We start from the raw sequence: 23,546 nt of genomic DNA, 5'->3' as shown, positions 1-23,546 counted from the left end.
TGGAACTATGGGCAGGGCTAATAGGCAATCCAAGGTGCAGGTGGATGTTACGCACCGTTTTGGGAATTTATTGGTTTTGGATAAAATTAAGTTTGCTATTTATGAAAACGAGTTCTTGTGCATTGTCGGGCCCAGCGGTTCTGGAAAAACCACTTTAGCTAATCTCATTGCCGGGTTGTTGAAACCGAGCGAGGGAGCGGTTACCGTGGGTGGTGAACCGGTGGACCCTGGTAAACATAACATTGCTTATGTATTTCAAGCCCGCTCCTGTTTACCCTGGCGAACAGTTTGGGAAAACATAAAAATTAGTCTGGAAGTAAAAAATGAGACCGGTCAGGACGTGAGTAAAAAAGTTCAAGGGATGATCGATCTGGTTGGATTGAAAGGATTCGAGAATTATTACCCCCATCAGATTTCAGGAGGCATGAAGCAGCGGGTTGCTATTGCAAGGGCCTTTTGTATTGATAACAGCGATTTATTGATCCTGGACGAACCCTTTGGCTCACTGGACGCGCAAACTCGCTATCTAATGCAGCAAGAGGTTTTAAAGTTATGGGAGCAGTTGAGAAGAACGGTAATATATATCACGAATAATATTGAAGAGGCAGTGTTTTTGGCTGAAAGAATATTGGTATTTTCTCATGCTCCGGCGAGGATTATTGAAGAAGTATACGTTGATCTGCCTCGCCCCCGGAATTTTACTGACGCCCGTTTTCTGGCCATTCGCAAGAAGATCAGTGACCTCTCGGATGTATCTGAAGATTTGACCAGTGGGGGTGTGGCTGTTTGAGCAAACGTAAGGTAAAAATTAAATTTGAATCCTTTAGCAAAAGTTTTGGTGATTTACTGGTTCTGGATAATCTTAATTTTGAGGTTTATGAAAATGAATTCTTGTGTATTGTCGGGCCAACTGGTTGCGGTAAGACGACGCTAGCCAACGTGGTTTGCGGGTTGCTCCCGCCGACGAAAGGGAGAATAACCATTGACGGTGAAGAAGTGAACCCGCAAAAACATAATATTTCCTTTGTATTTCAGGAATCCTCGGCTTTTCCCTGGCGAACCGTATGGGATAATATCAAGCTAGGTTTGGAGATTAAAGGGTTTCCTAAGGACGAGATTGTAAAACGTGTCAGTGAAGTTATTGAACTACTGGGATTAAAAGGATTTGAACACCTTTATCCTCACCAGATTTCCGGCGGAATGAAACAAAGGGTCGATATAGCCAGGTCCTTCTGCAGCGAGACTGACTTGATGCTGATGGATGAGCCTTTTGGCCAGAATGATGAAAAAACCCGGTTTCATTTGGAAAATCAATTAATTGAGATCTGGCAAAAAAAGCGAAGGACGATTATTTTTGTTACCCATAATTTAGAAGAAGCTGTCTATCTGGCAGAGCGGATAATAGTTTTTACGCAAAAACCCACCACGATTAAAGACGAGGTAATTGTTGATTTGCCGCGGCCCCGGGATTTTTCCTCCCCGCAATTTGTAGAAATTCGTAACAAAGTAACCGAATTGGTGAAATGGTGGTGAGGAGGAGTCCTTGATGGAGGAATTGCTTCAGCAAGTGGGCATTTCCCTGGCAAAGGAGATTTTTGACGCCTTCGAAGAACCTGTTGTTGTCATTGACGCGGAAGAGAAAATTGCGCTGCTTAACAATGCCGCCATGTTGTTTTTTAAAGTTGATTTCCAAAGGGTAAATCAGCAGGCAATTGATCAGATAATTCCTGATCTTGGGTTGTCGGAAACTGTAAAAACCGGCCGTGAGATTGATGAAAGGCGGGTATTTAATGGGATACCTGCCCGGGTAAGGAATATTCCGCTAAAAAAAGGGCGGGAAATTATGGGAGCTTTGTCTGTATTAAAGCCAGAAGCAGCACAGAACCGGTGTAGCACAGAATTCTGTGCTGCTTCCTTAAAAAATGAAGAGCTGGATGCTATAATTGAATCTTTTGACGATGGGATCTGGGTGTTAGATCAAGATGGCGTTACCCTTAGAGTGAACGGCGCCTATGAAAAGTTATCCGGAATTCCGGCAAAAACATTTATAGGAAGAAATGTTAGAGAGTTGCAGGCCGAAGGTTATTTCGCCGACTCCTGCTGCCTGCAGGTTTTGGAAAAGAAGAAGCCCGTGTCCATTATTACCACTATAAAAACTAAAGATGGTTTAAAAACAGTTTTAAATACAGGAAAGCCGATTTTTGATAAGAAAGGCAATATATGGCGGGTAATCACTCAGAACCGGGATATTTCTGAAATAATGAACCTGAAAGCTGAAATTGAAAAAGCCAGGCAAATTTCGGATGAATATAAAAAAGAGTTGGAGGAGCTAAAGGCCGGCATCTACCGGGTTGATGAAATGGTGTTTTGTAGCGAGCCGATGAAGGAAATATTGAATCTGGTTAAAAGACTCAGCAAGGTTGATTCAACGGTTTTGGTTTTAGGGGAAACGGGAGTGGGTAAAGATGTAATCGCCAAAACTATTCATAATTTAAGTACTCGCAAAAACGGTCCGTTTATAAAGGTTAATTGCGGGGCTATTCCCGACAGTCTCTTGGAATCGGAAATTTTCGGCTATGAGGATGGCTCTTTTACCGGGGCCAAACGGGGTGGGAAAGCTGGTTTATTTGAACTTGCCCATGGCGGAACCCTTTTTTTAGATGAAATAGGTGAATTACCATTAAACCTCCAGGTCAAGCTGCTCCAGGTGATCGAAGAAAAACAGGTGCTTAGGGTGGGTGGGAGTAATCCTAAAAAAGTAGATGTGCGAATTATTGCCGCAACAAATAGAGACCTCAGCGAAATGGTAGATAAGGGCACTTTCCGGCGAGATCTTTTCTACCGGTTGAATGTGGTAACCATAATGATCCCGCCGCTGCGCGAAAGGATGGAGGACTTGAGTTTTTTGGTTAATTATTTCTTGCAGATGTTCAATAAAAAATATGGATTTGAAAAAAATTTTTCATCTGAGGCTATGGAATGTCTATTAAATTATCAGTGGCCTGGTAATATTCGGGAGTTAAAGAATGTAATTGAAAAATCTGTAATTGTATGCGAAGGTGATAAGATTAATCCTGAACATCTTCCAGCGCAGATTGTACAAAGTAAAGAAAATGTCCTTAATGCTTTAAAAATAGATACTAAAGGACATTCTATTCCCTTAAAACGTGCCATACAGGAATTGGAAAAAAAATTAATTGAACATGCCTTAAAATGTTATGGCAGCACCCGGAAAGCTGCCAGGGCGCTGAATGTCGATCAATCTACAATTGTTCGGAAAGCCCAAAAATATAAAATTATAATGCAGTGAATTGTTTTTACATCGCTTTGATGTTAAATTTCATGGAAATTTTATAGATTTGATGCTGCGATACATCAACTGGTCCTTTCAGTTAAGCGTATATTCCATAATCTCGGCGCTTTCCCACTGGCATTGAATTTGCTTTTTGAGTTATGATGATTCATATTTGTTTAAGTTTAAAATAATGTTATCATATTCTTCAAGGGAGGGATGATTAATTAGATAATTGACTTAACTTTATTCTAAAAATAACTTTTTTAAGTATAGTTGCTTAGACAAACTTTTAGAATGAGGTGAAGAAAAATGCAACTTAGCTACGAAGATGTAATGGAGATCTTGAGAGTGATAGATTCGTGTGAATGTCAGGAGTTGAATATAGCGTGGGGAGATTTTAAGCTGGTTTTAAAAAAATATAACCGTAGTGGTAACGGTGAGGCTTTATCCGGAGCGGTAATGTCTGCCGACGAGCCGGTGGGAGAGGCGATTGGTTTACCACTTGATTCCAGGGGCAGTGGGGAAACTAAGGAAGACTCTACTCCCATTCAGGACGCGGTTTTGGAACAAAAAGCGATAACGGTTGCACCTGGTCGGGAAGAAACCATGGTGATGGTAAAGGCCCCGATGGTGGGAACTTTTTACCGCTCACCTGCTCCTGGCGCCCCGCCTTTTGTGGAAGTTGGTAGTATCGTTACGGAAGGGGATACCCTTTGCATTATTGAAGTAATGAAGGTAATGAACACCATAAAGGCCCCCTGTAAGGGACGGGTGGTTGAAATTTGTGTGGAAAATGAAGAGATGGTCGGCTACGGCCAAACCCTGATGGTTATTGAACCGCTCAGCGAGTAAATTGAAAAAGGAAAATACTCTTTTTAAAAAGCTGGAGGAGCGAATTTTCAGGGATGAATAATATTAGGCGGGTTTTAGTGGCCAATCGGGGTGAAATCGCTCTGCGGGTTATCCGGGCGTGTAAGGAACTGGGGCTTGAGACGGTTGCCATCTATTCAGAAGGAGATAAGGGTTGCCGGCACGTGCGCATGGCCGACCGGGCAGTTTGCATAGGCCCGGCTCCGGCGACACGAAGTTACTTAAACAAGGAAGCCATTCTTGCCGTTGCTAAATTAACTAATGCAGATGCCATTCACCCGGGTTACGGTTTTTTAGCTGAGAATTCAACTTTTGCCGAAGCGTGCGCCAACAACGGGATTCATTTCGTTGGTCCTTCGGCAGAGGCAATACGGGCCATGGGCGATAAAGTAAAGGCACGTCAGATAGCGGCCCGGCTCGGTATATCGGTTATACCGGGCTCAGAAGGGGGACTTGGAAACTGGGATGAGGTTATTGAGATAGCCAGGCAAGTGGGTTACCCCTTGCTTTTAAAAGCAGCAGCCGGGGGAGGCGGCCGGGGGATGCAGGTAGTAAATAGTGATGGAGAAGTTAAGGATGCCTTTATCCGTGCCCGGGCTGAAGCCGGAGCTGCTTTCAGCAACGACTTGCTGTATGTGGAAAAATATATTGAAAACGCCCGGCATGTCGAGGTTCAAATACTAGCTGACCAGCACGGCAATGTGGTGCACCTGGGCGAACGGGACTGCACCATCCAGCGGCGTCACCAGAAGTTGCTGGAAGAGGCCCCCTGCCCCGTAATCTCCCCGGAACTGCGCGACAGGTTAACCGCGGCGGCAGTATCCATCGCGCGCCATATAGGCTACACCAGCGCGGGTACCGTTGAATTTTTGGTGGACCTTGATCAGGAAAACTTTTATTTTATGGAAATGAATACGCGGATTCAGGTGGAACACCCGGTAACTGAAATGCTTACGGGAGTCGATATTGTTCAGGAGCAATTGCGCATTGTTGCCGGTGAACCTCTATCCATAACACAGGCGGATATTCAACCTCGCGGGCACGCCATTGAATGTCGTATTAATGCCGAAGATCCTCAAAACGGCTTCCAGCCGACACCTGGCTTGATTACCCGGTTTCTTCCCCCAGGCGGCATGGGGGTTCGCCTGGACAGCCATTGCTATGCAGGATACACGGTTCCCCCTTATTATGATTCGCTGGTGGCAAAGTTAATTGTGGTGGCTAATGACCGCCACCAGGCAATCCGCCGGATGCTCCGGGCGTTGCAGGAGTTTGAGATCGAAGGTATTCCGACTACCATTAGCTTTCACCAGCAACTGTTGTTAAATGAAGACTTTCAGGCTGGGACGTTTAATACCCGGTGGTTGGAAAATCGTTTTGGCAAGGAGGAATAAAGCTTGCCTAGGTTAGAATTTATCGACGAGACGCTTCGTGATGCTCACCAGTCGCTATGGGCCACCCGTATGACCACGGAGATGATGGTGCCCATTGCCAGGACAATTGATGAGGCGGGCTATTTTATTGTTAACTTGGCGGGAGGAGCAGTTTTTGATACATGCATAAAGTATCTGGGGGAGGACCCGTGGGAACGGCTCAGAATAATGCGCCAGCTAATTCAAAAGACTCCGTTGATGTTTATTACCCGCGGGCAAAACGTTTGGAGCTGGCAAGTTTACGCTGATGATGTGGTGGCACTTACAGTGCGCACTGTGGCCCGGAACGGAATCCGTGCTTTAATGATCTTTGACAGCTTGAACGATACCCGCAACCTGGCCCTCACCATCAGGGTGGGTAAAGAAGAGGGACTGTATGTAATTGGTTGCGTGGTCTATACCCTCAGCCCGGTACACACCGATGAGTATTTTGTCCGCAAAGCGCGCGAGCTGGTTCAGTTAGGCGCGGATGCGGTAATGTTAAAGGACCCCAGCGGCCTGTTAGTTCCGGAGCGGATTCGCACCCTCATTCCGGCAATGCGTGAGGCGATGGGGGGGGTGCCGCTGGTATTGCACTCCCATTGCATGACGGGGCTGGCTCCCATGTGTTATCTTGAAGCTATCCAACTGGGCGTGAATATGGTACACACCGCCATTTCTCCCCTCTCTCAAGGAGAGTCACTGCCGGCAACGGAATATGTCGCTAAACACGCGCGCAGGATGGGCGTTGACGTTCGCCTTGATGACAACCGGCTGAAGGAAATTGCCGATTATTTTACCGGGGTGGCCCAAAGGGAAGGGAAACCATTGGGCCGGATGGTTGAATATGACCCGTTCCATTATGAACATCAAATACCGGGTGGGATGATTTCCAACCTGAGAAGCCAGTTGGCCGAGGTAGGATTTCAAAACCGCCTACCCGAGGTCCTGGAAGAAATAGCCCGTGTGCGGGAAGAACTTGGTTACCCGATTATGGTGAGCCCGCTTTCGCAATACGTGGGAGTCCAAGCCCTTCTTAATGTAATGGAAGGGGAGCGTTACCGTACCGTGGTCGATGAAATCCGGAAATATGCCCTGGGGTATTACGGCGAGCTGGCTGCTCCCATCGAACCGAATATTCTTGACCGGATCATTGGCAATGAGCAGCCCATTACCGTACGGCCAGGTGAGTTGATTGAACCCATGCTGGAGAAGATAAAGGCCGAGCAAGGACCGTTTTCCTCAGATGAGGAGTTGTTGCTTAATATCTTTTACACCCGGCCCACACTGGAAAAGTTTTATGCCAGCCGGCGTTCCGGCGCTGCTGGTTTGAGTGCGCGGACTCCGCTGGCTGTCCTGATTAAAGAACTGGCGAAACGCCCCCAGGTCAAGTATGTTTATATTCAAAAGGGAAACTTCCGTCTTGTACAGGCCAGTTAAGACTTTATTTTAAAGAAATGTTCGTCATATAACGCCTTGATGGCCGACCCCGTAAACGGCCATCAAGGCTTCCTGTTACAGGTGCCCCTGCTTATTGAGGAGATGCTGCCGAGTGCCCAAAAAGTTAATATTATGGCTTTTAGGGGTTGCTGGTTTGATAATTGGGGCCAGTAATTTTGCCGAGTCCCTGTTAATTCCGGATATTGCCCGGGATTTCGGGTTGCAGGCCCAGCAGGCTGGAATAATAATTACGGCGTATTTTCTCGGCTTCGGGCTAGCCACATTGCTTGCCGGCCCACTGGCTGACCGGTATGGAAAGATAGAAATAATTGTATTATCAATGACGTTTTTCATTATTTTCACATTTTTATGCTCATTTGCTACGGGAATTACCAGTCTGGTTATTTTCAGGGCCTTAAGTGGGATTTTCGCAGCGCCGGTGCTGCCTGTTTCCAACGCTTTACTTAGCGATACATTTTTGCCAGAAGAACGGCAGCTGGCGCTGGGCATTTTTCAGAGTTTATCCATGGTTGGTCAGTGCGTATGCATGTTAGCAGGGGGGATTGTGGTAGCATATTTTGGCTGGCGCAGTATGTATGCCCTCATTGCTTTTTCTGCTTTTATTTCGGTATTTATGTTATTGCCAGTTAAGAGAAGCCTGGTTTCTTGGAAAAATAAGGACATTAATTTTATTGCTAGTTATAAAATGATCCTGTTGGCGGCAAAGAATCGCCAAACATATCTGGTTATTTTTGCAGAAGGTGGTTTGATTTTAGGGTTATCATCATACTTTGGAGCCTATATGACATCCGCCCTGGACCTAAATTTTGAGGTTACTGGTTTGATTATCTCGACATTTGGCTTAACGACGCTGGTGTTTTCGGGCATTAGCAGTAAACTGGCAGGGAAATGGGGCCAGCAGAAAGTAATACTGGCTGGGCTAATTGCCGGGATGCTGGCAAACCTTTGCTTGTTAGCGGGAAACCAGCTTCTCTGGTTGATCGTTCCAGCACCAATTTTTCTGGGCCTGACCTTTATCTTTACGCACGTAACCTTGCTGTCCATAGTTTCGGAGTTCAGCCTGCAGGCAAGGGGGGCCGCTTTATGTATGGTGGCCTGTTGTTACATGGCTGGCGGCGGGACGGTGGCTGCAGCGGGAGCTTATGTAATCGGGTGGTTTTGCTACCAGGTGCTTTTTTTAATCTACGCTTTAACTTTTCTTGCCTTGTTCGTATCGGTTAGGTACTGGTTTAAGTTGCCATATACCAGCCGGTAACAATAAAGGTTTTTCAAAGTGGCTCTTAATACGTGGGAGGGGAATGACCGGTGAAATTGAAGTTTATTGATGAAACCCTGCGGGATGCCCACCAGTCCCTGTGGGCCACCCGCATGACCACCAAAATGATGGCGCCAATTGCCCGCACCATGGACGAGACCGGGTATTTCATGATCAATTTGGCTGGCGGGGCTGTTTTTGATACGTGTGTAAAGTATTTGGGAGAAGACCCCTGGGAGCGACTCAGGCTCATGCGTCGGCTGATTCCCAAGACACCCCTTTGCTTTATTGTCCGGGGGCTGACGGCAATTGGCTGGAAGCTTGTTCCTGACGACGTGGTGGAATTAACAATCCGTACTGCAGCCAAAAACGGGGTGCGCGGCCTGATGGTGTTTGATGGCCTCAATGATATACGCAATATGGAGTTATCCGTCCGGGTGGGAAAAGATGCCGGCCTGTATGTGATTGGCTGGTTGGTCTACGCGCAGAGCCCCGTTCACACCGACGAGTACTACAAGCAAAAGGCCCAGCAACTCATCCGGTTGGGCGTGGATGCGGTGATGCTTGAAGATGCCAGTGGCGTGCTAACGCCGGAGCGCACCCGTACTTTGGTCCCTGCGTTACAGAAGGCTATGGGTAAAGTTCCGTTAATCTTGCACTGTCACTGCCTGACGGGACTGGCTCCGGTTTGTTATCTGGAAGCTATCAAGCTTGGCGTCGATATGGTTGCCACGGCCATTTCCCCCTTAGCGCAAGGTGAATCTCTCCCGCCCACAGAATTTATAGCCAGGTACGCGCCCAAGATGGGGCGCGCGGTTGAGCTGGACGATAAATTGCTCAAGGAAACTGCTGCGTACTTTACCTGGGTTTCAAAAAGGGAGGGCAAGCCGCTTGGCCAGATACTGGAATACGACCCCCGGCAATACCAGCATCAAATTCCCGGCGGGATGATTTCTAACCTGGTCAGCCAGTTAACTGAAGCTGGAATACAGGACCGCTTACCCGAAGTTTTGGATGAGGTGGCGCGCATTCGCCAGGAACTTGGTTATCCGGTTATGGTTACACCCCTTTCCCAATACGTGGGGGTTCAGGCGACCCTCAACGTAATTGAAGGGGAACGTTACCGGACCGTTCCCGATGAGATTAGGAAATACGCTCTTGGGTATTATGGCGAACTGGCGGCCCCTATTGATCCAAATGTCCTTGATCGCATTGCAGGCAATGCGCAACCGGTTTCAGGTCGTCCGGCTGAATTGCTTGAACCTGTGCTTGACAAAATAAGGGCAACGCAGGGGCCGTTTGCTTCAGATGAAGAGCTGTTGCTATATGTGTATTATAGCCCGCAAACTCTTAAGAATTTCTATGCCAGTCGGAATGACTGCAGCCGGTACCTGAGTGCTACGACTCCTCTGACCGTACTTCTTAAAGAATTGGCGGGGCGACGCGAGATTAAATATTTCCAACTTCAGAAAGGAAAACTACAACTTACCCTTTCTTGAGGAGGTTTTTAAGTTTGACTGATGTCGCTAAACAAGGCCCAGCCAGTGCCAGTAGGTTTTTGCGAAAAGAAGGGTGATCAGCATCAGAACTACGATCAAGGGTGCGCCGGTGAGCAGCATATCCCTGGCAGAAAAGGTCTCGGTGGAGTAAGCGATCATGGACATGGGAGTATTCACCGGCAGCAAGACGGAATATTGGATCGCGTAATAGAATATAAGGGTGCAGCCCCACACCGTTACACCGTGGGACCGGGCAAAGCTTTCGGCAAATCCTATGGCCACCGGGACCAGGGCGGCCACCGCTGCCGCCCTGGCCGAAAAGACAAGCGACATCAGTGAAAAAAAGACCACCGATACGGCTACAATGGGGAGCAGGCTTAGTTTTTGCAGGTTGAGCAGGCTAATGGTGTTCTGGGCCATCCAGGAGGCAGCGCCGCTTTTTAACAGCCACTGTCCCAGGGAGATGGCGGCGCCGAAAAGAAACAGGATACCCCAGTTGATGTTCTTCACCAGCCGGTCCCAGGTGGTAATGTTGTTAAAGGGCAGGAACAGGGTCATCACTGCCAAAACCGAAACCGTACTGCTGTCGATGTCGTGCAGCTTGTGTTCGCTGGCCCAGAGCGCAGTGGTAGCCAGCATAATGGCCGCCAGTTTCAGTTCCCGGGCTGACACGGGGCCCATGGCCGCCAGTTTTTGCCTGATTAGTGCGATTTCGCCGGGCAGTTTTTTGGTGGGGAACCTTGAACAAATCAGGATATACAATACTAGGCCGGCGACGATGGAAAAGGGCATGCCGTAGATGGCCCAGGACAGCCACTTGATCGGGTATCCGGCTTCCGCCAGGTAGTTCGCAGTTTGTATGGTGGGCGCCCCCGATGTCTGTATGCCCAGGCCGGCAATGCCCGTGCCGAATGCCACGATGAGCATGACCGCCTTGGCGAAGTTGTCGCTTTTGTCTATCCTGTATATCTCCATGATGCTTAGTCCGACGGTGCACATTAAAGCCGCGTTGGCCGCCTGGGCCGGAATAAAGATGCTTGTCAGGTAGGACATCAGCAGCATTCCCAGCAGGATGTTTTTCGGCTTGGGGCCGGCGGCCAGCAGAATCCAGTAGGCGATGCGCTCGCCCAGGCCGCTCTCCCTAACCGCCGAAGCCAGGATGAGAGCCGCGGTTACCAATATCCAGGCCTCCGAACCAAACCCGCTCAAAGACATGGCCAGCGCTTCCCTGGTACCGATGGTTTTTCCGTTACCTGCCGGGTCGGGACAGTCCGCCAGGGCCAGGGTTAATATCCCTATCAGGTAAAAGGCGCTGGTGGAGTAATCCACCGATTCGGTTACCCAGATAATTAGCATGCTTGCCAGCACGGCAATCAGCTTAGCCCCCAGCGGGCTTATGGTGTCCGGAAACTGCACGTTGATAAGAATAAGGAACGCCAGCGACGATACGTAAATGCCGACGTACCTCCTGTCGAAAAGCCTTATTAACGGACCAGGCAATTTTAAAGTTAAATAGACCATGGCCATCCTCCTTTAGCATATATTACCATGTACACCATATGATGGCAATACGGACTGCTAGTCAAAAAAGACAGGCACCAGAGAACAGCGCGGTAGGGCATGGTCAGGAAGATGGCCATGTGGTTTTGGGTGAACGTAAAAACATAACCGATTACGTTATATTGCGTTGTATTATAAATCGATTTGGTAATCTTTTAATTTTTTATAAAGAGTTGTTAAGGATATGCCTAGAGCGCCGGCAGCCTTTCTTTTGCCTTCTGTGGAGGTGCCGAAATGTTTAATTGCCGCTTGGATGGCCTGCTTTTCCAGGGAGGCCAGCGAAAAAAGTTGATGATTATCTTTATCTTTATTAATTTGATCCGTTAAGCCGCCCTGCTTTTGTAAAATAGCTGGAGGAAAGTGTTCCGGCTCAATCAAGGGAGAGTTGGTCATATTAACAGCATATTCCAGAGCGTTTTCCAGCTCCCGAACATTGCCCGGCCAGTCATAGCTTAGTAATAAATTCAAAGAGGCTTCCGATAAGGTTACTTTTTTCTTTAACGAGGTTGATAATTTCTGGATGAAGTGCCGGGCGAGGAGGGGGATATCATTAACACGTTCCCGTAAAGGCGGGACCCGGATGGGGAAAACGTTCAAACGGTAATATAAATCTTCCCGGAACTCGCCCTGGGCAATCATGGCTTCCAGATTACGGTTGGTGGCGGCAATAACCCTGACATTGACCGGGATTTCTTGAAGCCCGCCGACCCGGCGGATGGTTTTGGTTTCTAGTACGCGTAAAAGCTTGCTTTGCATGGGCAGGCTCATCTCACCAATTTCATCCAGAAAAATTGTTCCTCGGTTGGCCAGTTCGAACAAACCAATTTTAGCTTTTTTGGTAGCTCCTGTAAAAGCCCCCCCTTCGTAGCCAAAGAGTTCACTTTCCATCAGGTTTTGAGGAATGGCCGCGCAGTTAATGGCTACAAAAAACCCCCCTTTACGTTTACCGCCGTTATGAATGGCGCGGGCAATCAGCTCTTTTCCCGTGCCGCTTTCACCCAAGATTAAAACATTGGAGTCCACTTTCGCTGCTATTTTTGCTTTTTCCAGCGTGTGAATTAAAGGTAAACTTTCGCCAATTATATCTTTAAATGCATCGCCATTTTCATTATTTTTACTTTTGCCGTCCTTTAAAGTAACAATCGGGTGATTGCAAGAATTAATCATCTCTTTGACCTGTTCCAGATCCTTAGAAATGGAAATTCCACCGATAATTTTATTTTCTTTTATAATCGGTATGATATTAACTATAAAGGGAACGTTATCAATATCCCTGTATAAGTTATTTATAGGAATACCCGAATTAATTACGGCCGGAATTAGTTTTCCCGAGCGCACTTCATTAATTTTTCTCCCCACAATTTCCTCCCACCGTAACCCCTTTAACCTGGTATAGGCAGGATTAATATATCTTACGGTTAATGTTTCGTCACAAAGTAAAATGGCATCAGGAATAGCGTCTAGAGCAGCCATTATCCAGTCTTTCTCTATCCACTGTTTCGTATGAATAACCATCAGAATACCGGCAATTTCCCCCTGCTCGTCAAGATAGGGGCTGTAATCTACCAGGTAATCCCGGTTGTTAATTCGTTCAGTAACTCCCAATAAGTCTTTTTTATTTTGATAAACCTGATTAATATTTGTATTAGATATTAGAATCTCATGGCAATCGATTCCTGACGCTATTACTTTTTCTGGAAATAGCTTTTTCATTTCCCGGTTGGCAAAAAGGATTTTTTTCTGGTTATCGATAATAAGGATGGGTAATTTAATGAAATCCAATATGTTATACTGGGAAGAATCCATATTTAACCCCCCTCCTTAGCTTCGATTATAAATTCCGGTGTCCCAAAGTCGCTGGCCAGAAAGTAGAGTGTCGTGGCAGAGTGGCGCACTAATTTTATTAATTAAGTGGTTACTGTTCCCATAATAATTAGTTATTTCCTGGCATGGAATAACGAGGGTTGGAACTCCCAGTCGAAACTTTTATTACCATTTGTTACTATCTATTGCATTAATTTTGCAGGTTACTCTTATTTCCCCAAATAGTAAATTTCAATAATTTCTTTTAAAATCCTTTTTTAATTTAATAAAAATGAAATTTTAATTTTTGTTATTTTAAAAATTAATCTCTTAACCTGCCCTTGCCTGACAGGGTTAACACAGGCATTCTTCCTGATAAAGGCCTTTTCGCTTTGATGAACGGCACTCTAAAAAGGATTAGGAATAAATGTTTATCCACATAGATCTAGAGAGGAACTAAGGCTTATGATTTTGGTATTGTTTTTGCAAGCACAAATAAAATAAAAAGTTATTAGCCGTGATTTAGAAGGGTAACCCATATGGCCTTATCCTGGGACGGCCAAGGTTATAATATCGAAATTAGGGAGGTGGAAGCTGGTTGTTCTTTTTTGCGGTAAGAAAAATTTAAAGAAGGAGGGGGGATTTATGTCCAAAGCGAGGGAAGATATTATACCTTCCATCGGCCTGATTTTATTAAGCGCCTGGGTTTTTTACGAAACATCCACCTACCCGCCAGAGGCAAGTCTATTGCCCCGGTTGATGGCTTATATTATTCTGTTTCTTTCGGCTACCTTAATCATTAAGGCTATTTCCAAAGTTTTTTCAACTGGAGAGGCAAAGCAGGGTGAACAGAGCGCATCTTCCGGTCAGTGGGTTAAAATAATTCCGGCTGTTTGTCTGTGGGTAATAAGTATAGCAGTCATCCCTGTTGTTGGGTTTTTCCTGACCCTGGGGCTATTCTGGCTAATTCTGGTATTGTATCTGGAAGGGAAGGGTTGCCAGCCAGGATACTTGCTTAAGTGCGCGGGTTATGGTCTGGTAATTACCGTTCTCCTGTACCTTATTTTCCGGGTGGGGGTACAGGTACCAACCCCAACGGGCTTGTTTGTATGACGCCGGTGGTCAGGCCCCAGGGGTACGCTACTATACCAGATTGAGGAGGTTGGTTGGAAATGAAAAAAATAAAATTTAGAGCCCTGGCCCTGCTTTTAACTGCGGCCATGGCCTTAACTGCGATCGTTACAGGCTGCAAGGGCAATGCCAAACAATCAGAGGGAACAAAGCCGGGCATCGGCTATCCAAGGGGTACGATTACCATCATCGTGCCGTTCGCCCCGGGAGGAGGAGTTGATTCCTTTGCCCGCGTAGTGGCTAAATACAGTGAGAAGTACGTTGGGGCACCAATGGCCGTGGTTAACAAGGACGGAGCCAGCGGCGAAATCGGCTGGAACGAGGCGGCCAAATCCAAGCCCGACGGCTATACCCTGGCAGCTACAGTTAGCCCTACTACCCTGGTGCAGCCCAGGTTGAGAAAGGAAGGAATGTCGGGTTATCAACCGGATGATCTTGAACCCATAGCCGTTATGAGCCGCCTGCCCAGCGCCATATTTGTCCGTAAAGACAGCCAGTTTAAAACACTGGAAGACCTGATTGCGTATGCCAAGCAAAACCCTGGAAAATTAACCGTAACCAATAACGGTAATTTTGGCGTCGACCACATCTTTACCCTGCAGTTAGAGAAAGAGCTAGGTATCAAGGTTAAGCGTATAGTTTACAAGGGCGGTTCTGAAGCATTGAAGGATGTTTTGGGCGGCAAGGTTGACGTTATGATCGCCAACGCCATGTGGGCGGTGCAGCAGGCAGATAATTTGCGTCCGCTGGCTGTAGCTGCAGATGAGCGCTTTAAACTGGCTCCCGATGTGCCGACACTTAAAGAGAAGGGTTACAATGTGGTTAACTATATAACGCGGGAAATTTCCGTTCCCAAGGGTACTCCACAGGAAGTTAAAGAGCATTTAGATAAAGCATTTGGAGCTATGGCTGCCGATCCGGCCTTTGTTGAAGAAATGAACAAGTTGGGCCTGCCGGTTACCTATATGACCATGAATGAGGCTACCAAGTTCAGGAGCGATCTAGAAAAAGATATCGGCTGGATAATCGAGAGTTTCAAAAAAGGAGATAAATAACAACCACACACAACCTTTTAACGGGTGTACGGACGGCGGCAAAGTTGGCCGCCGCCCGTACAAGCCAGGCAGTTACACCTGATGTTGACATCTTATGCCAACAGGGAGTGGTAACTAGTGGAGCATATTTATTCTACTTTTGAAGCCATTTTCCAATTCCAAACCTTGATATCTATGCTGTTAGGAGTATGTGTCGGCATTATTGTTGGCGCCCTACCAGGGCTGACGCCACCCATCGGGATGGCCCTTTTTATCCCCGTTACCATGGGTATGGACCCTGTTTCCGGACTTCTTTTGCTCAGTTCCATTTATATGGGTGCTGAGTACGGCGGTTCAATCTCGGCTATTCTTTTAAACACGCCCGGTACCGCTGCCGCGGCCTGTACGTCCTTTGATGGTTACCCTTTGGCCCGGCAGGGTGAGGGTAATAAAGCCCTTTATGCTTCCATTACCGCTTCGACTCTAGGTGGCATTATAGGGGTAATTATTTTGCTTTTTTTTACTCCCTTGTTGGCCCAGCTGTCGTTAAAGTTCGGCCCCGCGGAGATGTTCTGGATTTCTATAATGGGCCTGGCCCTTGTTTCCAGCTTAAGTGGTAAGAACATCATTAAGGGCCTTCTGGGGGCCGCCTTCGGGATTCTGGTCAGCACGGTTGGCATGGATCCTATATCCGGCTATCCCCGCTTCTCATTTAACAGCCCCAACCTTTTAAGTGGTATTGGCGTGGTGCCGGCTTTAATTGGACTATTTTCCATCTCGCAAATGCTCGTCTTGATGAGCAAGAAGCGGGGGGAAGTAATCATTAACGAACAAAAGCCCACGCCATACCTGCAGGTATTAAAATTTGTACTTAAACGGCCGTTTCTGGTGCTCCGCTCTTCAGCTATTGGAACAGTTGTCGGCATATTGCCGGGGGCAGGGGGGTCCATCGCCTCGTTTCTCTCCTACACTCTGGCCAAGCAGAGCTCCAAGAATCCGGAAAAATTTGGGAGAGGCGCTCTGGAAGGAGTTATTGCATCCGAGTCAGCCAACAATGCCATGGTGGGCGGTTCGCTGGTGCCGCTATTATCCCTCGGTATTCCCGGTTCGGCCAGCGCGGCAGTTCTTTTTGGTGGCCTAACCCTTCACGGGCTGATTCCGGGACCCAGGCTGTTTACGGAGCACGCCGATATTGCCTACGGCTTTATGATCGGCATGCTGGTGACCACAATTTTGATGTGCCTGGTTGGCCTGCTGACGGCCAAATACAGCCCTTTTATCTTGAAGCTGCCTTACAACTACATTATCGCTACGGTGCTGGTTCTTTCCACCATTGGTTCTTATTCCGTAAAAAACAACTTGTTTGATGTATGGGTCATGATTGTTTTCGGGTTGTTGGGCTACGTTGCTTTGAAATACGGCTTTCCGATCCCGCCCATTGTGCTGGGAGTCATCCTCGGGCCTATTGCCGAAGAGGGATACCGCCGGGCGATAGAACTGGGAAGTGTTCATGGTTCCACGTGGGGCTACTTTTTTGGACAACCAATAACTGTTGTTTTGATCATTATCAATGTTTTGATTTTCCTGGGCGGTTTATATCAGGAATTCCGCAAGGTAAAAGCAGAGAAAGCGTAAAGGGGAGGTTTAAAAACTGAAATGTCTCAAGGAGTAACACTTGAACTGGCAAATTTTTTGGTCAACTTGACTTATGAAGACCTGAATGGTGAAGTTGTTGCAAAAGCAAAAATGCATGTTCTGGACGGGATTGGGAACCAGATACACGGTTCTCAAGAGCCTGGCAGCCAAATACTGCTAAAAATGGTTGGGGAGCTGCAAATGGTTGGCAGGTCGACGGTTATCACTAGCCCCGTCAAAACATGGGCACCCCTTGCCGGCCTGGCAAACGGCAATATGGCACACGCAATTGAAATGGATGATGCTCACCGTGATGCGCTGGTTAAGGCTGGATCGGTGCTGGTACCGGCGGCCCTTGCTGTGGCAGAACATTGCCAGGCTTCGGGGAAGGACTTTTTATTGGCACTGATTTGCGGTTACGAAGCTATGGTTCGCATTGGGCTGGCTGTCAACCCCGGTCACCGGAACCGGGGCTACCATAGCACCGGGACCATCGGGGCCTTTGGCGCTGCTGCTGTCACCGCCAAGTTGCTCAAGCTGGACCACTGGAAAACAGCGAACGCTTTTGGTATCGCCGGTACCCAGAGCGCGGGGCTCACAGCTTTTCTTGATCACCCGTCGATGATTAAGGGGTTTAACGCCGGAAAAGCAGCCTTCAACGGAATTCTGGCTGGTTTGCTGGCCCAGGGGGGCTTTACCGGGCCGGTTAATATCCTGGAAGGAAGGGAAGGTTTTTGCCGGGCTTATAGCGATGAGGTTAAACTGGAACAAATCACAATGGGTTTCGGGGGGCCGCTTAAAATCATGGAGGTAGGCTTTAAACCACATGCTGCCTGCCGTTATGCGCACGGGCCTATCGATGCGGTGGCGGAAATGATTACCGGGCCTATTTCGCCTGCTACTGTAAAATCTGTTACTATTTGGACATCTCCTTTAGCCATACGCCAGTCAAATATTAACGAACCCGAAACCCTTCATGCGGCTCAGGGCAGCACCCCTTATTCCGTGGCGCTGGCTATGGTTACTGGTAAAAAGCATCTTAACGTGGAAGATTTCAAGGTGAACTGGGACAACCAGGAAATACTCAACCTTGCCAGGCGAATTAAAATGTTACCCGATGAAGAATCATATGGTTACATGGGCAGGGGTTGCCGGGTTAAGCTGGAAATGGATGACGGCAGCATTTTTGAAAACAGTCTGGAACTGCCCAAGGGAGAGCCGGAAAACCCATTAACCCTTGAGGAACTGGAAGATAAATTTGCTACTCTGGTTAACCCTCTAGTGGGCGAAGAAACAGGGAATAAGATTAAGCAACTGGTTAAAGAAATAGAGCAAATGCCAAACATAGAACCGTTAACTGAATTATTACGCGTCGTTCCTCAAAAAAGCCATCATTAAAAACCTTTGAAGTTGGGGCTAAAGGATTATGAAGAAAAAAACTCTTTTATTAGTAATTTTAGTGGGACTGTCTATAGTCCCACTAAAACTATTACCCGATAGGGAAGCCGTTCTTTTAATACTGCTCATGGCTGTCATAATGTGGAACACTCTGGTGATACCTGGTATTTATGGATCGATGCTGGTACTGGTTTTAATGGCCACTGGGAGCAAAGTTGATAGCATGGAGGAAGTATTTTCAGGTTTTGCCAGCCAGGAATTGTTTTTTCTTTTAAGCGTGACATTAATTGGCATATCTTTTGCCCGCCAGGGGTTAATAAATTATTTCGTAATGCGTTGGGCAAGGTTTTGCCGCAGCATCCTGCTCTCGCGATTGTTTTGTATGGGGGTTTCTTTACTAATGCCTCTTTTGATTCCTTCGGCTGCAGTGAGAACGAGATTGATCGAGCCGGTAATCAAGGAACTGTCTTTGCAAAACGGCTTTAGCCTAAACGGATGGTTTGTCCGGTCAACAGTTTTACTGATTGGCGGAACGAGTTCAGTGGCAAGCTTAGCCTTTATGACGGGTGGCGTGAACACAATTATGGCGGCTGAGATGTTAAGTGATTTAATGGCCAGGAATATTACCTGGTTTTTGTGGTTATTGCTTATGCTCCCTCTGGCCTGGCTGATGGTTTTCTTATGTACCCTCATGCTTCCCCTTTTATTTAGGGGGAAAGAAGTGGCTAGTGAGAAAATTGCATCCGGTTGTGAACTTAATTTTAACAAAAAGCTCAGTTTCCAAGAGAAAATAGCTGCTGGGGTTGTCCTGCTGATGATTATTTTTTGGGTTACCGAGCCCTTGACAGGAATTAATCCCGTTATTGTGGCCCTCACAGGGGTGATATTACTGGCCCTGCCGGGGGTTGAAATTATCCAAAAAAGAGATTTAAATGCTGTCGACTGGGATACTCTAATCCTTTTGGGAACAGCGTTTTCGTTGGGAAATTTAATAAAAACCCACGGTGTTGGGGAGTGGATGACCGGTGTCTTTATTACTAAATTTTCGGCAATTGGCCTGAGTTCTCCCGGGTTGAGTTTTCTGAGCATGTTGCTTTTGCTTTGCTTTGTACGCGTATTTTTTGTAAGCCCGGTTACTTTTTTAACTTTATCTCTTCCCATTGTTTACCCTATAACTGGAGCGATGGGGCTTAATCCCTATTATTTTGGATTGGTTACCACAATAATAGCAGCTGGAATTAGCGTATTGCCTGCCCAATCCCCAAGTCTGCTTATGCTCAATAACGCTTATCACTTTAAATTTAGAGAATTTGTTTCTTTGTCTTGTGTATCTACTGTAACGACAATTATAATATCGATCTTAGCTTATTACATATACTGGCCCCTGTTGTTTAGTATTGTGAGCTGGTGATTTCTTAAGGAGGACCGGCGATGGAAAGTATCAAGGCAGGTGTTCTGGTTATTGGCGGAGGCTTGGCCGGGATTATGGCTGCTCTGACGGCTAGCCGTGCCGGGGTGCAGGTAGTGCTGGTAACCAAAAGCAGTTCCCTGGGAACCAGCGGTAACACTTCGATGGCCGGGGGAGGATTTGCAGCCAGTTTTGGCTATGAAAACGACGATTCTCCAAAGAAGCATTGTGAGGATACGATCAAGAGCGGTGCCTTCATGAATAACCAGGAAATGGTCAGAGTTCTGGCTGAAAAAGCCCCCTCCATACTTGAGTTCCTGGCCGAATTGGGTATTCCCTTTATTCGAGATGGTAATAGGTTTAAGCAATTTTTCCTGCCGGGACACAGCCGCCCCCGGGCAGTCAGGTTGCTGGGCGGGGGAACCAGGGAATTGATGGCGGTGCTGGGCCGGGAACTTGTTAGAAACGGTGTTAAAATCCAACTCCGGGTTTTTATAAAAGACTTGGTGCAAGAACGGGGCTGTATTGCTGGTGCTGTTGGGTTTTTAAAAGACAGTGCCGTTCCTGTGATATTTCAAGCCAAAGCGATTGTTCTGGCTACCGGAGGGGGAGGAGACATTTTCCCATTAACCACGAATAAGCGGGGTACCACTGCCGATGGGCTGGCCATGGCCCTTCGGGCCGGACTTTCCTTAAAAGATCTGGAATTTATCCAATTCACACCTACGGCAATGGTTTTTCCTCCCCGTTTGGCCGGTCAGAGTATAGGCGGTATTTTGCTGGGCCAGCCTGGCGCCCGCCTGCTGAACAATCAGGGAGAAAGATTCATGGTAAATTATGACCCCGACAGAATGGAGGCTGCTACCCGCGACGTGGTGGCCCGGGCCATATACCGGGAAATTCTTGCCGGCCGCGGAACCAATCATGGTGGAGTATTTCTGGACGTAACCGGAGTGCCCCTGGAAATCCTAGAAAGTACCACAGGAAATATCCTGCGGGCCTTACAGAAACAAGGTATTGATTTGACCAGTGAGCGGATTGAAATAGCACCGGCTGTACACTTCTTTATGGGGGGAATTGAGGTGGACCCCAGTTGCTGCACCGGAATTAAAGGCTTATTTGCCGCCGGTGAGGTTACTGCCGGAGTGCATGGGGCCAACCGGTTGAGTGGAAACGGGCTGACGGAGGCAGTCGTATTTGGGGCCATTGCTGGTACTGCGGCTGCTCGGTATATACAAGATGCCCCGGATATTGCTGCGAGTAAAAAGATATTCACGGATTATTTTGAAACAACTTTTAAAACAACTAATAATGGGAAACGTCCTAACCTGCCCATCCAGGTAATTATTAAAGGATTGAATCAGAGATTACAGCAAGTTGCTCTCAAAGCCCTAGGGTTGGAAAGGAAGAAGAGCCTGTTGCAGGAGGGAGTGGAGGAAATTGACACCCTGGAAAAGGAACTGACCTCCATTCTGGCAGGTCAAATTAAGTTTAAACACAGGTGCTTAAGGTTATATGAGCTAGAAAATATGATTCTGGTAATCAAGGCAGCGATTACGGCTGCTTTGATGAGAACCGAAAGTCGCGGGGCTCATTACAGGCCTGATTACCCAGAGCAGGAGAGTGGTTGGCTGAAAAATATCTCCGTCCGGCTGGTAAATGGCGAACTGGTAACAAGGCTAACTCCTATTGATTTTCCTTACGTAAAACCGGGGTGCCGATTATCCTGAGTCAGTTGATCTGCTGGAATAAACATGTACCTAACTATAGGAACGGAGTGATTAAATTTATGTACGGCTTTTACGGTAAAATTTTGCGCGTGGACCTGACCAACAAGTTTTTTGCAGTTGAAAACCTGCCGGCAGATATTTATAAAGAATACCTGGGCGGGAAAGGGCTGGGCACCTACCTGTTGCTGCGCGACGTTGAGCCGGGAATAGATCCCCTCTCCCCAGACAACAAGCTGATTATCACCACCGGTCCCGCCACCGGCACGGTGCTGCCCGGGTCCAGCCGCTACGGGGTTTTCAGCAAGTCTCCCCTGACCTGCCTTTACGCCGAGTCCTATGCCGGCGGGCGGGTGGCCCCGGCCATACGCCGCACCGGCTACGACGCGGTGATTGTGGAAGGTGCGTCTGATGCACCCGTGTACGTGGAAATCAGCGACCGGGGCGTGGTTTTCCGCGATGCATCCCACCTGTGGGGAAAGGATACTTACGCCACGGAAGACGCCGTGCTGGCGGAGGTGGGGCAAAAGGGGGCCCAGGCCGTGGTCATCGGCCCGGCGGGGGAAAACCGGGTAAGGTTTGCCTGCATTGAAAACAATTACTGGCGCTCGGCGGGACGCACCGGCATGGGTGCGGTGATGGGTTCCAAAAAGCTCAAAGCTCTGGTATTCCACGGGGAGGCCGGCTGTGAGGCGGCCGATCCGGCCCTTTTGCAGGAGGCCGCCCGCCGCATCAGGGAAAAGGGCAGGGACAACCCGGGGGTCAAGGCCTACCAGACTTACGGCACGACGATGATGGTGCGGATCATGAACGACGCCGGGGCGTTTCCGGCCCGCTACTGGTCCATGGGCACCGGCCTCCACTGGGAAAACCTGAGCGGTGATACGCTGCTCGAGAATTTTGAAGTGAAGCCCAGGGCCTGCCCCAACTGCTTCCTGACCTGCGGCAAGCTGACCACGGTGAAGGAAGGAAAACACGCCGGCTTGAAGCTGGAAGGCCCCGAGTACGAAACCATCTATGCCTTCGGCGGGTTGTGCGGCATCAACAGCCTGGACGAGGTAATCTACCTCAACGACCTGTGCGACCGGCTGGGCATGGACACCATTACCGCCGGCAACCTGGTGGCCCTGATGATGGAGGCCCGGGAAAGGGGCCGGGTAAAGGGTTATCCCGCCTACGGGGATGCTGAAGGAGCAGCCCGTCTGCTGGAGGATATGGCCTACGCCCGCGGCCCGGGGGAATTGCTGGCCCGGGGGATAAAACACGCCGCCGCTGAGCTGGGCCTGGAGGACCTGGCCATTCATGTCAAGGGGCTGGAGCCGGCCGGTTATGACCCCCGGGTGCTGAAGGGGATGGGCCTGGCCTACGCCACCTCGCCCAGGGGTGCCTGCCACCTGCGGGCCACCTTTTACAAGCCGGAACTGAGCGGGATGATCGACCCCTCCACCACCGAGGGGAAAGCCGCCCTCTTCATTGAGTTTGAAAACCGGCTGACGGTGTTCAACACCATGATTTTCTGCGTCTTTTTCCGCGACCTGATCCAGTGGGAGGACCTGGTGGCCATGATCAAGGGCAGCACCGGCTGGGAGTACACCCGGGAGGAGCTGGCCCGGCTGGCCAACCGGATTGTCACCGCCACGCGCCTCTTCAACACCAGGGAAGGCGCCACCCGGGCGGACGATATGCTGCCGGCCAGGTTCTTCGACGAACCGATTAACGGCGGGCGGGACATCATCACCAGGCAGGAACTGGATACCATGCTGGACGACTACTACCGCCTGCGCGGCTGGGATCCAAACGGTATACCAAAGGGCAATTAATTAAGGTAGAAAATAACCCCGCCCGCCGTGCCTAACTGGGAGATGATTTATCCTGCAACACCCCCGCCGGGGGTTTTTTACCAAAAGCATTCCTGATGATAAGGTGTACGTAACGACCTGGCTCTTGACAATTCTCAACGCCTGTGGTTAGAATTATCTCATGATTGTAGACATTTTCGGTTGCTTTTTGCGGTTGTTTTTCCGTGGGCGCCATGGTAGGATGTGGTTTTTGCTCTGA

Annotated in this window: 17 protein-coding genes; 15 read left to right on the top strand and 2 right to left on the bottom strand. The window is 48.4% G+C overall.

From position 1 onward, the window contains the following. Positions 1-7 precede the first annotated feature (7 nt). The 8 genes from G7K71_RS17690 to G7K71_RS17655 all read left to right on the top strand — a co-directional run bounded on the left by G7K71_RS17690 (position 8) and on the right by G7K71_RS17655 (position 9,792). Positions 8-790, top strand: a complete 783-nt coding sequence (locus tag G7K71_RS17690) for an ABC transporter ATP-binding protein (RefSeq protein WP_166349279.1) — start codon at positions 8-10, stop codon at positions 788-790. Next, positions 787-1,533: an ABC transporter ATP-binding protein gene (locus G7K71_RS17685; RefSeq protein WP_166349276.1), complete on the top strand. Its 747-nt coding sequence runs from the start codon at positions 787-789 to the stop codon at positions 1,531-1,533. The genes G7K71_RS17690 and G7K71_RS17685 overlap by 4 nt, the downstream gene beginning before the upstream one ends. A 13-nt stretch (positions 1,534-1,546) precedes the next feature. After that, entirely contained in the window at positions 1,547-3,310 is a 1,764-nt protein-coding gene (locus G7K71_RS17680) for a sigma 54-interacting transcriptional regulator (protein ID WP_166349273.1), read from the top strand. 294 nt (positions 3,311-3,604) lie between these two features. Further along, positions 3,605-4,147: a biotin/lipoyl-containing protein gene (locus G7K71_RS17675; RefSeq protein WP_166349270.1), complete on the top strand. Its 543-nt coding sequence runs from the start codon at positions 3,605-3,607 to the stop codon at positions 4,145-4,147. Positions 4,148-4,200: 53 nt separating this feature from the next. Next, positions 4,201-5,559: an acetyl-CoA carboxylase biotin carboxylase subunit gene (gene accC, locus G7K71_RS17670; RefSeq protein WP_166349267.1), complete on the top strand. Its 1,359-nt coding sequence runs from the start codon at positions 4,201-4,203 to the stop codon at positions 5,557-5,559. A 3-nt stretch (positions 5,560-5,562) separates the two neighbouring features. Further along, positions 5,563-7,017 (top strand): pyruvate carboxylase subunit B, encoded by a 1,455-nt coding sequence (locus tag G7K71_RS17665; RefSeq protein WP_166349264.1) that lies wholly within the window; start codon positions 5,563-5,565, stop codon positions 7,015-7,017. 112 nt (positions 7,018-7,129) lie between these two features. Next, positions 7,130-8,293, top strand: a complete 1,164-nt coding sequence (locus G7K71_RS17660; RefSeq protein ID WP_166349261.1) for an MFS transporter — start codon at positions 7,130-7,132, stop codon at positions 8,291-8,293. 50 nt (positions 8,294-8,343) lie between these two features. Beyond that, positions 8,344-9,792, top strand: coding sequence for a pyruvate carboxylase subunit B (locus G7K71_RS17655; protein WP_166349258.1), 1,449 nt, complete (start codon positions 8,344-8,346; stop codon positions 9,790-9,792). Positions 9,793-9,819: 27 nt separating this feature from the next. Here G7K71_RS17655 and G7K71_RS17650 read toward each other — a convergent pair whose 3' ends face one another. Together G7K71_RS17650 and G7K71_RS17645 are read right to left on the bottom strand one after the other, a co-directional pair. Continuing rightward, the gene (locus tag G7K71_RS17650) at positions 9,820-11,313 is read right to left on the bottom strand and encodes a DASS family sodium-coupled anion symporter (RefSeq protein ID WP_166349255.1); all 1,494 of its coding nucleotides are present in this window, start codon (positions 11,311-11,313) and stop codon (positions 9,820-9,822) included. Positions 11,314-11,484: 171 nt separating this feature from the next. Next, positions 11,485-13,158 carry a sigma 54-interacting transcriptional regulator gene (locus tag G7K71_RS17645; RefSeq protein ID WP_013824232.1) on the bottom strand — a complete coding sequence of 558 codons (1,674 nt, stop codon included), beginning with the start codon at positions 13,156-13,158 and terminating at the stop codon, positions 11,485-11,487. Positions 13,159-13,800: 642 nt separating this feature from the next. Between G7K71_RS17645 and G7K71_RS17640 the strand changes: the two genes are divergently transcribed. From G7K71_RS17640 to G7K71_RS17610, 7 genes are all read left to right on the top strand, one after another. Then, positions 13,801-14,268 (top strand): tripartite tricarboxylate transporter TctB family protein, encoded by a 468-nt coding sequence (locus G7K71_RS17640; RefSeq protein ID WP_013824231.1) that lies wholly within the window; start codon positions 13,801-13,803, stop codon positions 14,266-14,268. A gap of 59 nt (positions 14,269-14,327) precedes the next feature. Continuing rightward, a complete protein-coding gene (locus G7K71_RS17635) occupies positions 14,328-15,341 on the top strand; it encodes a tripartite tricarboxylate transporter substrate binding protein (RefSeq protein WP_166349252.1) in 1,014 nt (337 codons plus the stop codon). A gap of 117 nt (positions 15,342-15,458) precedes the next feature. After that, positions 15,459-16,955, top strand: coding sequence for a tripartite tricarboxylate transporter permease (locus tag G7K71_RS17630; protein WP_166349249.1), 1,497 nt, complete (start codon positions 15,459-15,461; stop codon positions 16,953-16,955). A 21-nt stretch (positions 16,956-16,976) separates the two neighbouring features. Further along, positions 16,977-18,353, top strand: coding sequence for an MmgE/PrpD family protein (locus G7K71_RS17625; RefSeq protein WP_166349246.1), 1,377 nt, complete (start codon positions 16,977-16,979; stop codon positions 18,351-18,353). A 28-nt stretch (positions 18,354-18,381) separates the two neighbouring features. Continuing rightward, positions 18,382-19,764 (top strand): SLC13 family permease, encoded by a 1,383-nt coding sequence (locus tag G7K71_RS17620; RefSeq protein ID WP_166349243.1) that lies wholly within the window; start codon positions 18,382-18,384, stop codon positions 19,762-19,764. 20 nt (positions 19,765-19,784) lie between these two features. Then, positions 19,785-21,491, top strand: coding sequence for an L-aspartate oxidase (locus G7K71_RS17615; RefSeq protein WP_166349240.1), 1,707 nt, complete (start codon positions 19,785-19,787; stop codon positions 21,489-21,491). A 59-nt stretch (positions 21,492-21,550) separates the two neighbouring features. Then, a complete protein-coding gene (locus tag G7K71_RS17610; protein WP_166349237.1) occupies positions 21,551-23,308 on the top strand; it encodes an aldehyde ferredoxin oxidoreductase family protein in 1,758 nt (585 codons plus the stop codon). Positions 23,309-23,546 lie beyond the last annotated feature (238 nt).

The organism is Desulfofundulus sp. TPOSR (assembly GCF_011393055.1).
GTDB classification, from domain to species: Bacteria; Bacillota; Desulfotomaculia; order Desulfotomaculales; family Desulfovirgulaceae; genus Desulfofundulus; species Desulfofundulus kuznetsovii.
This window is presented reverse-complemented; position numbering and strand designations above follow the sequence as displayed.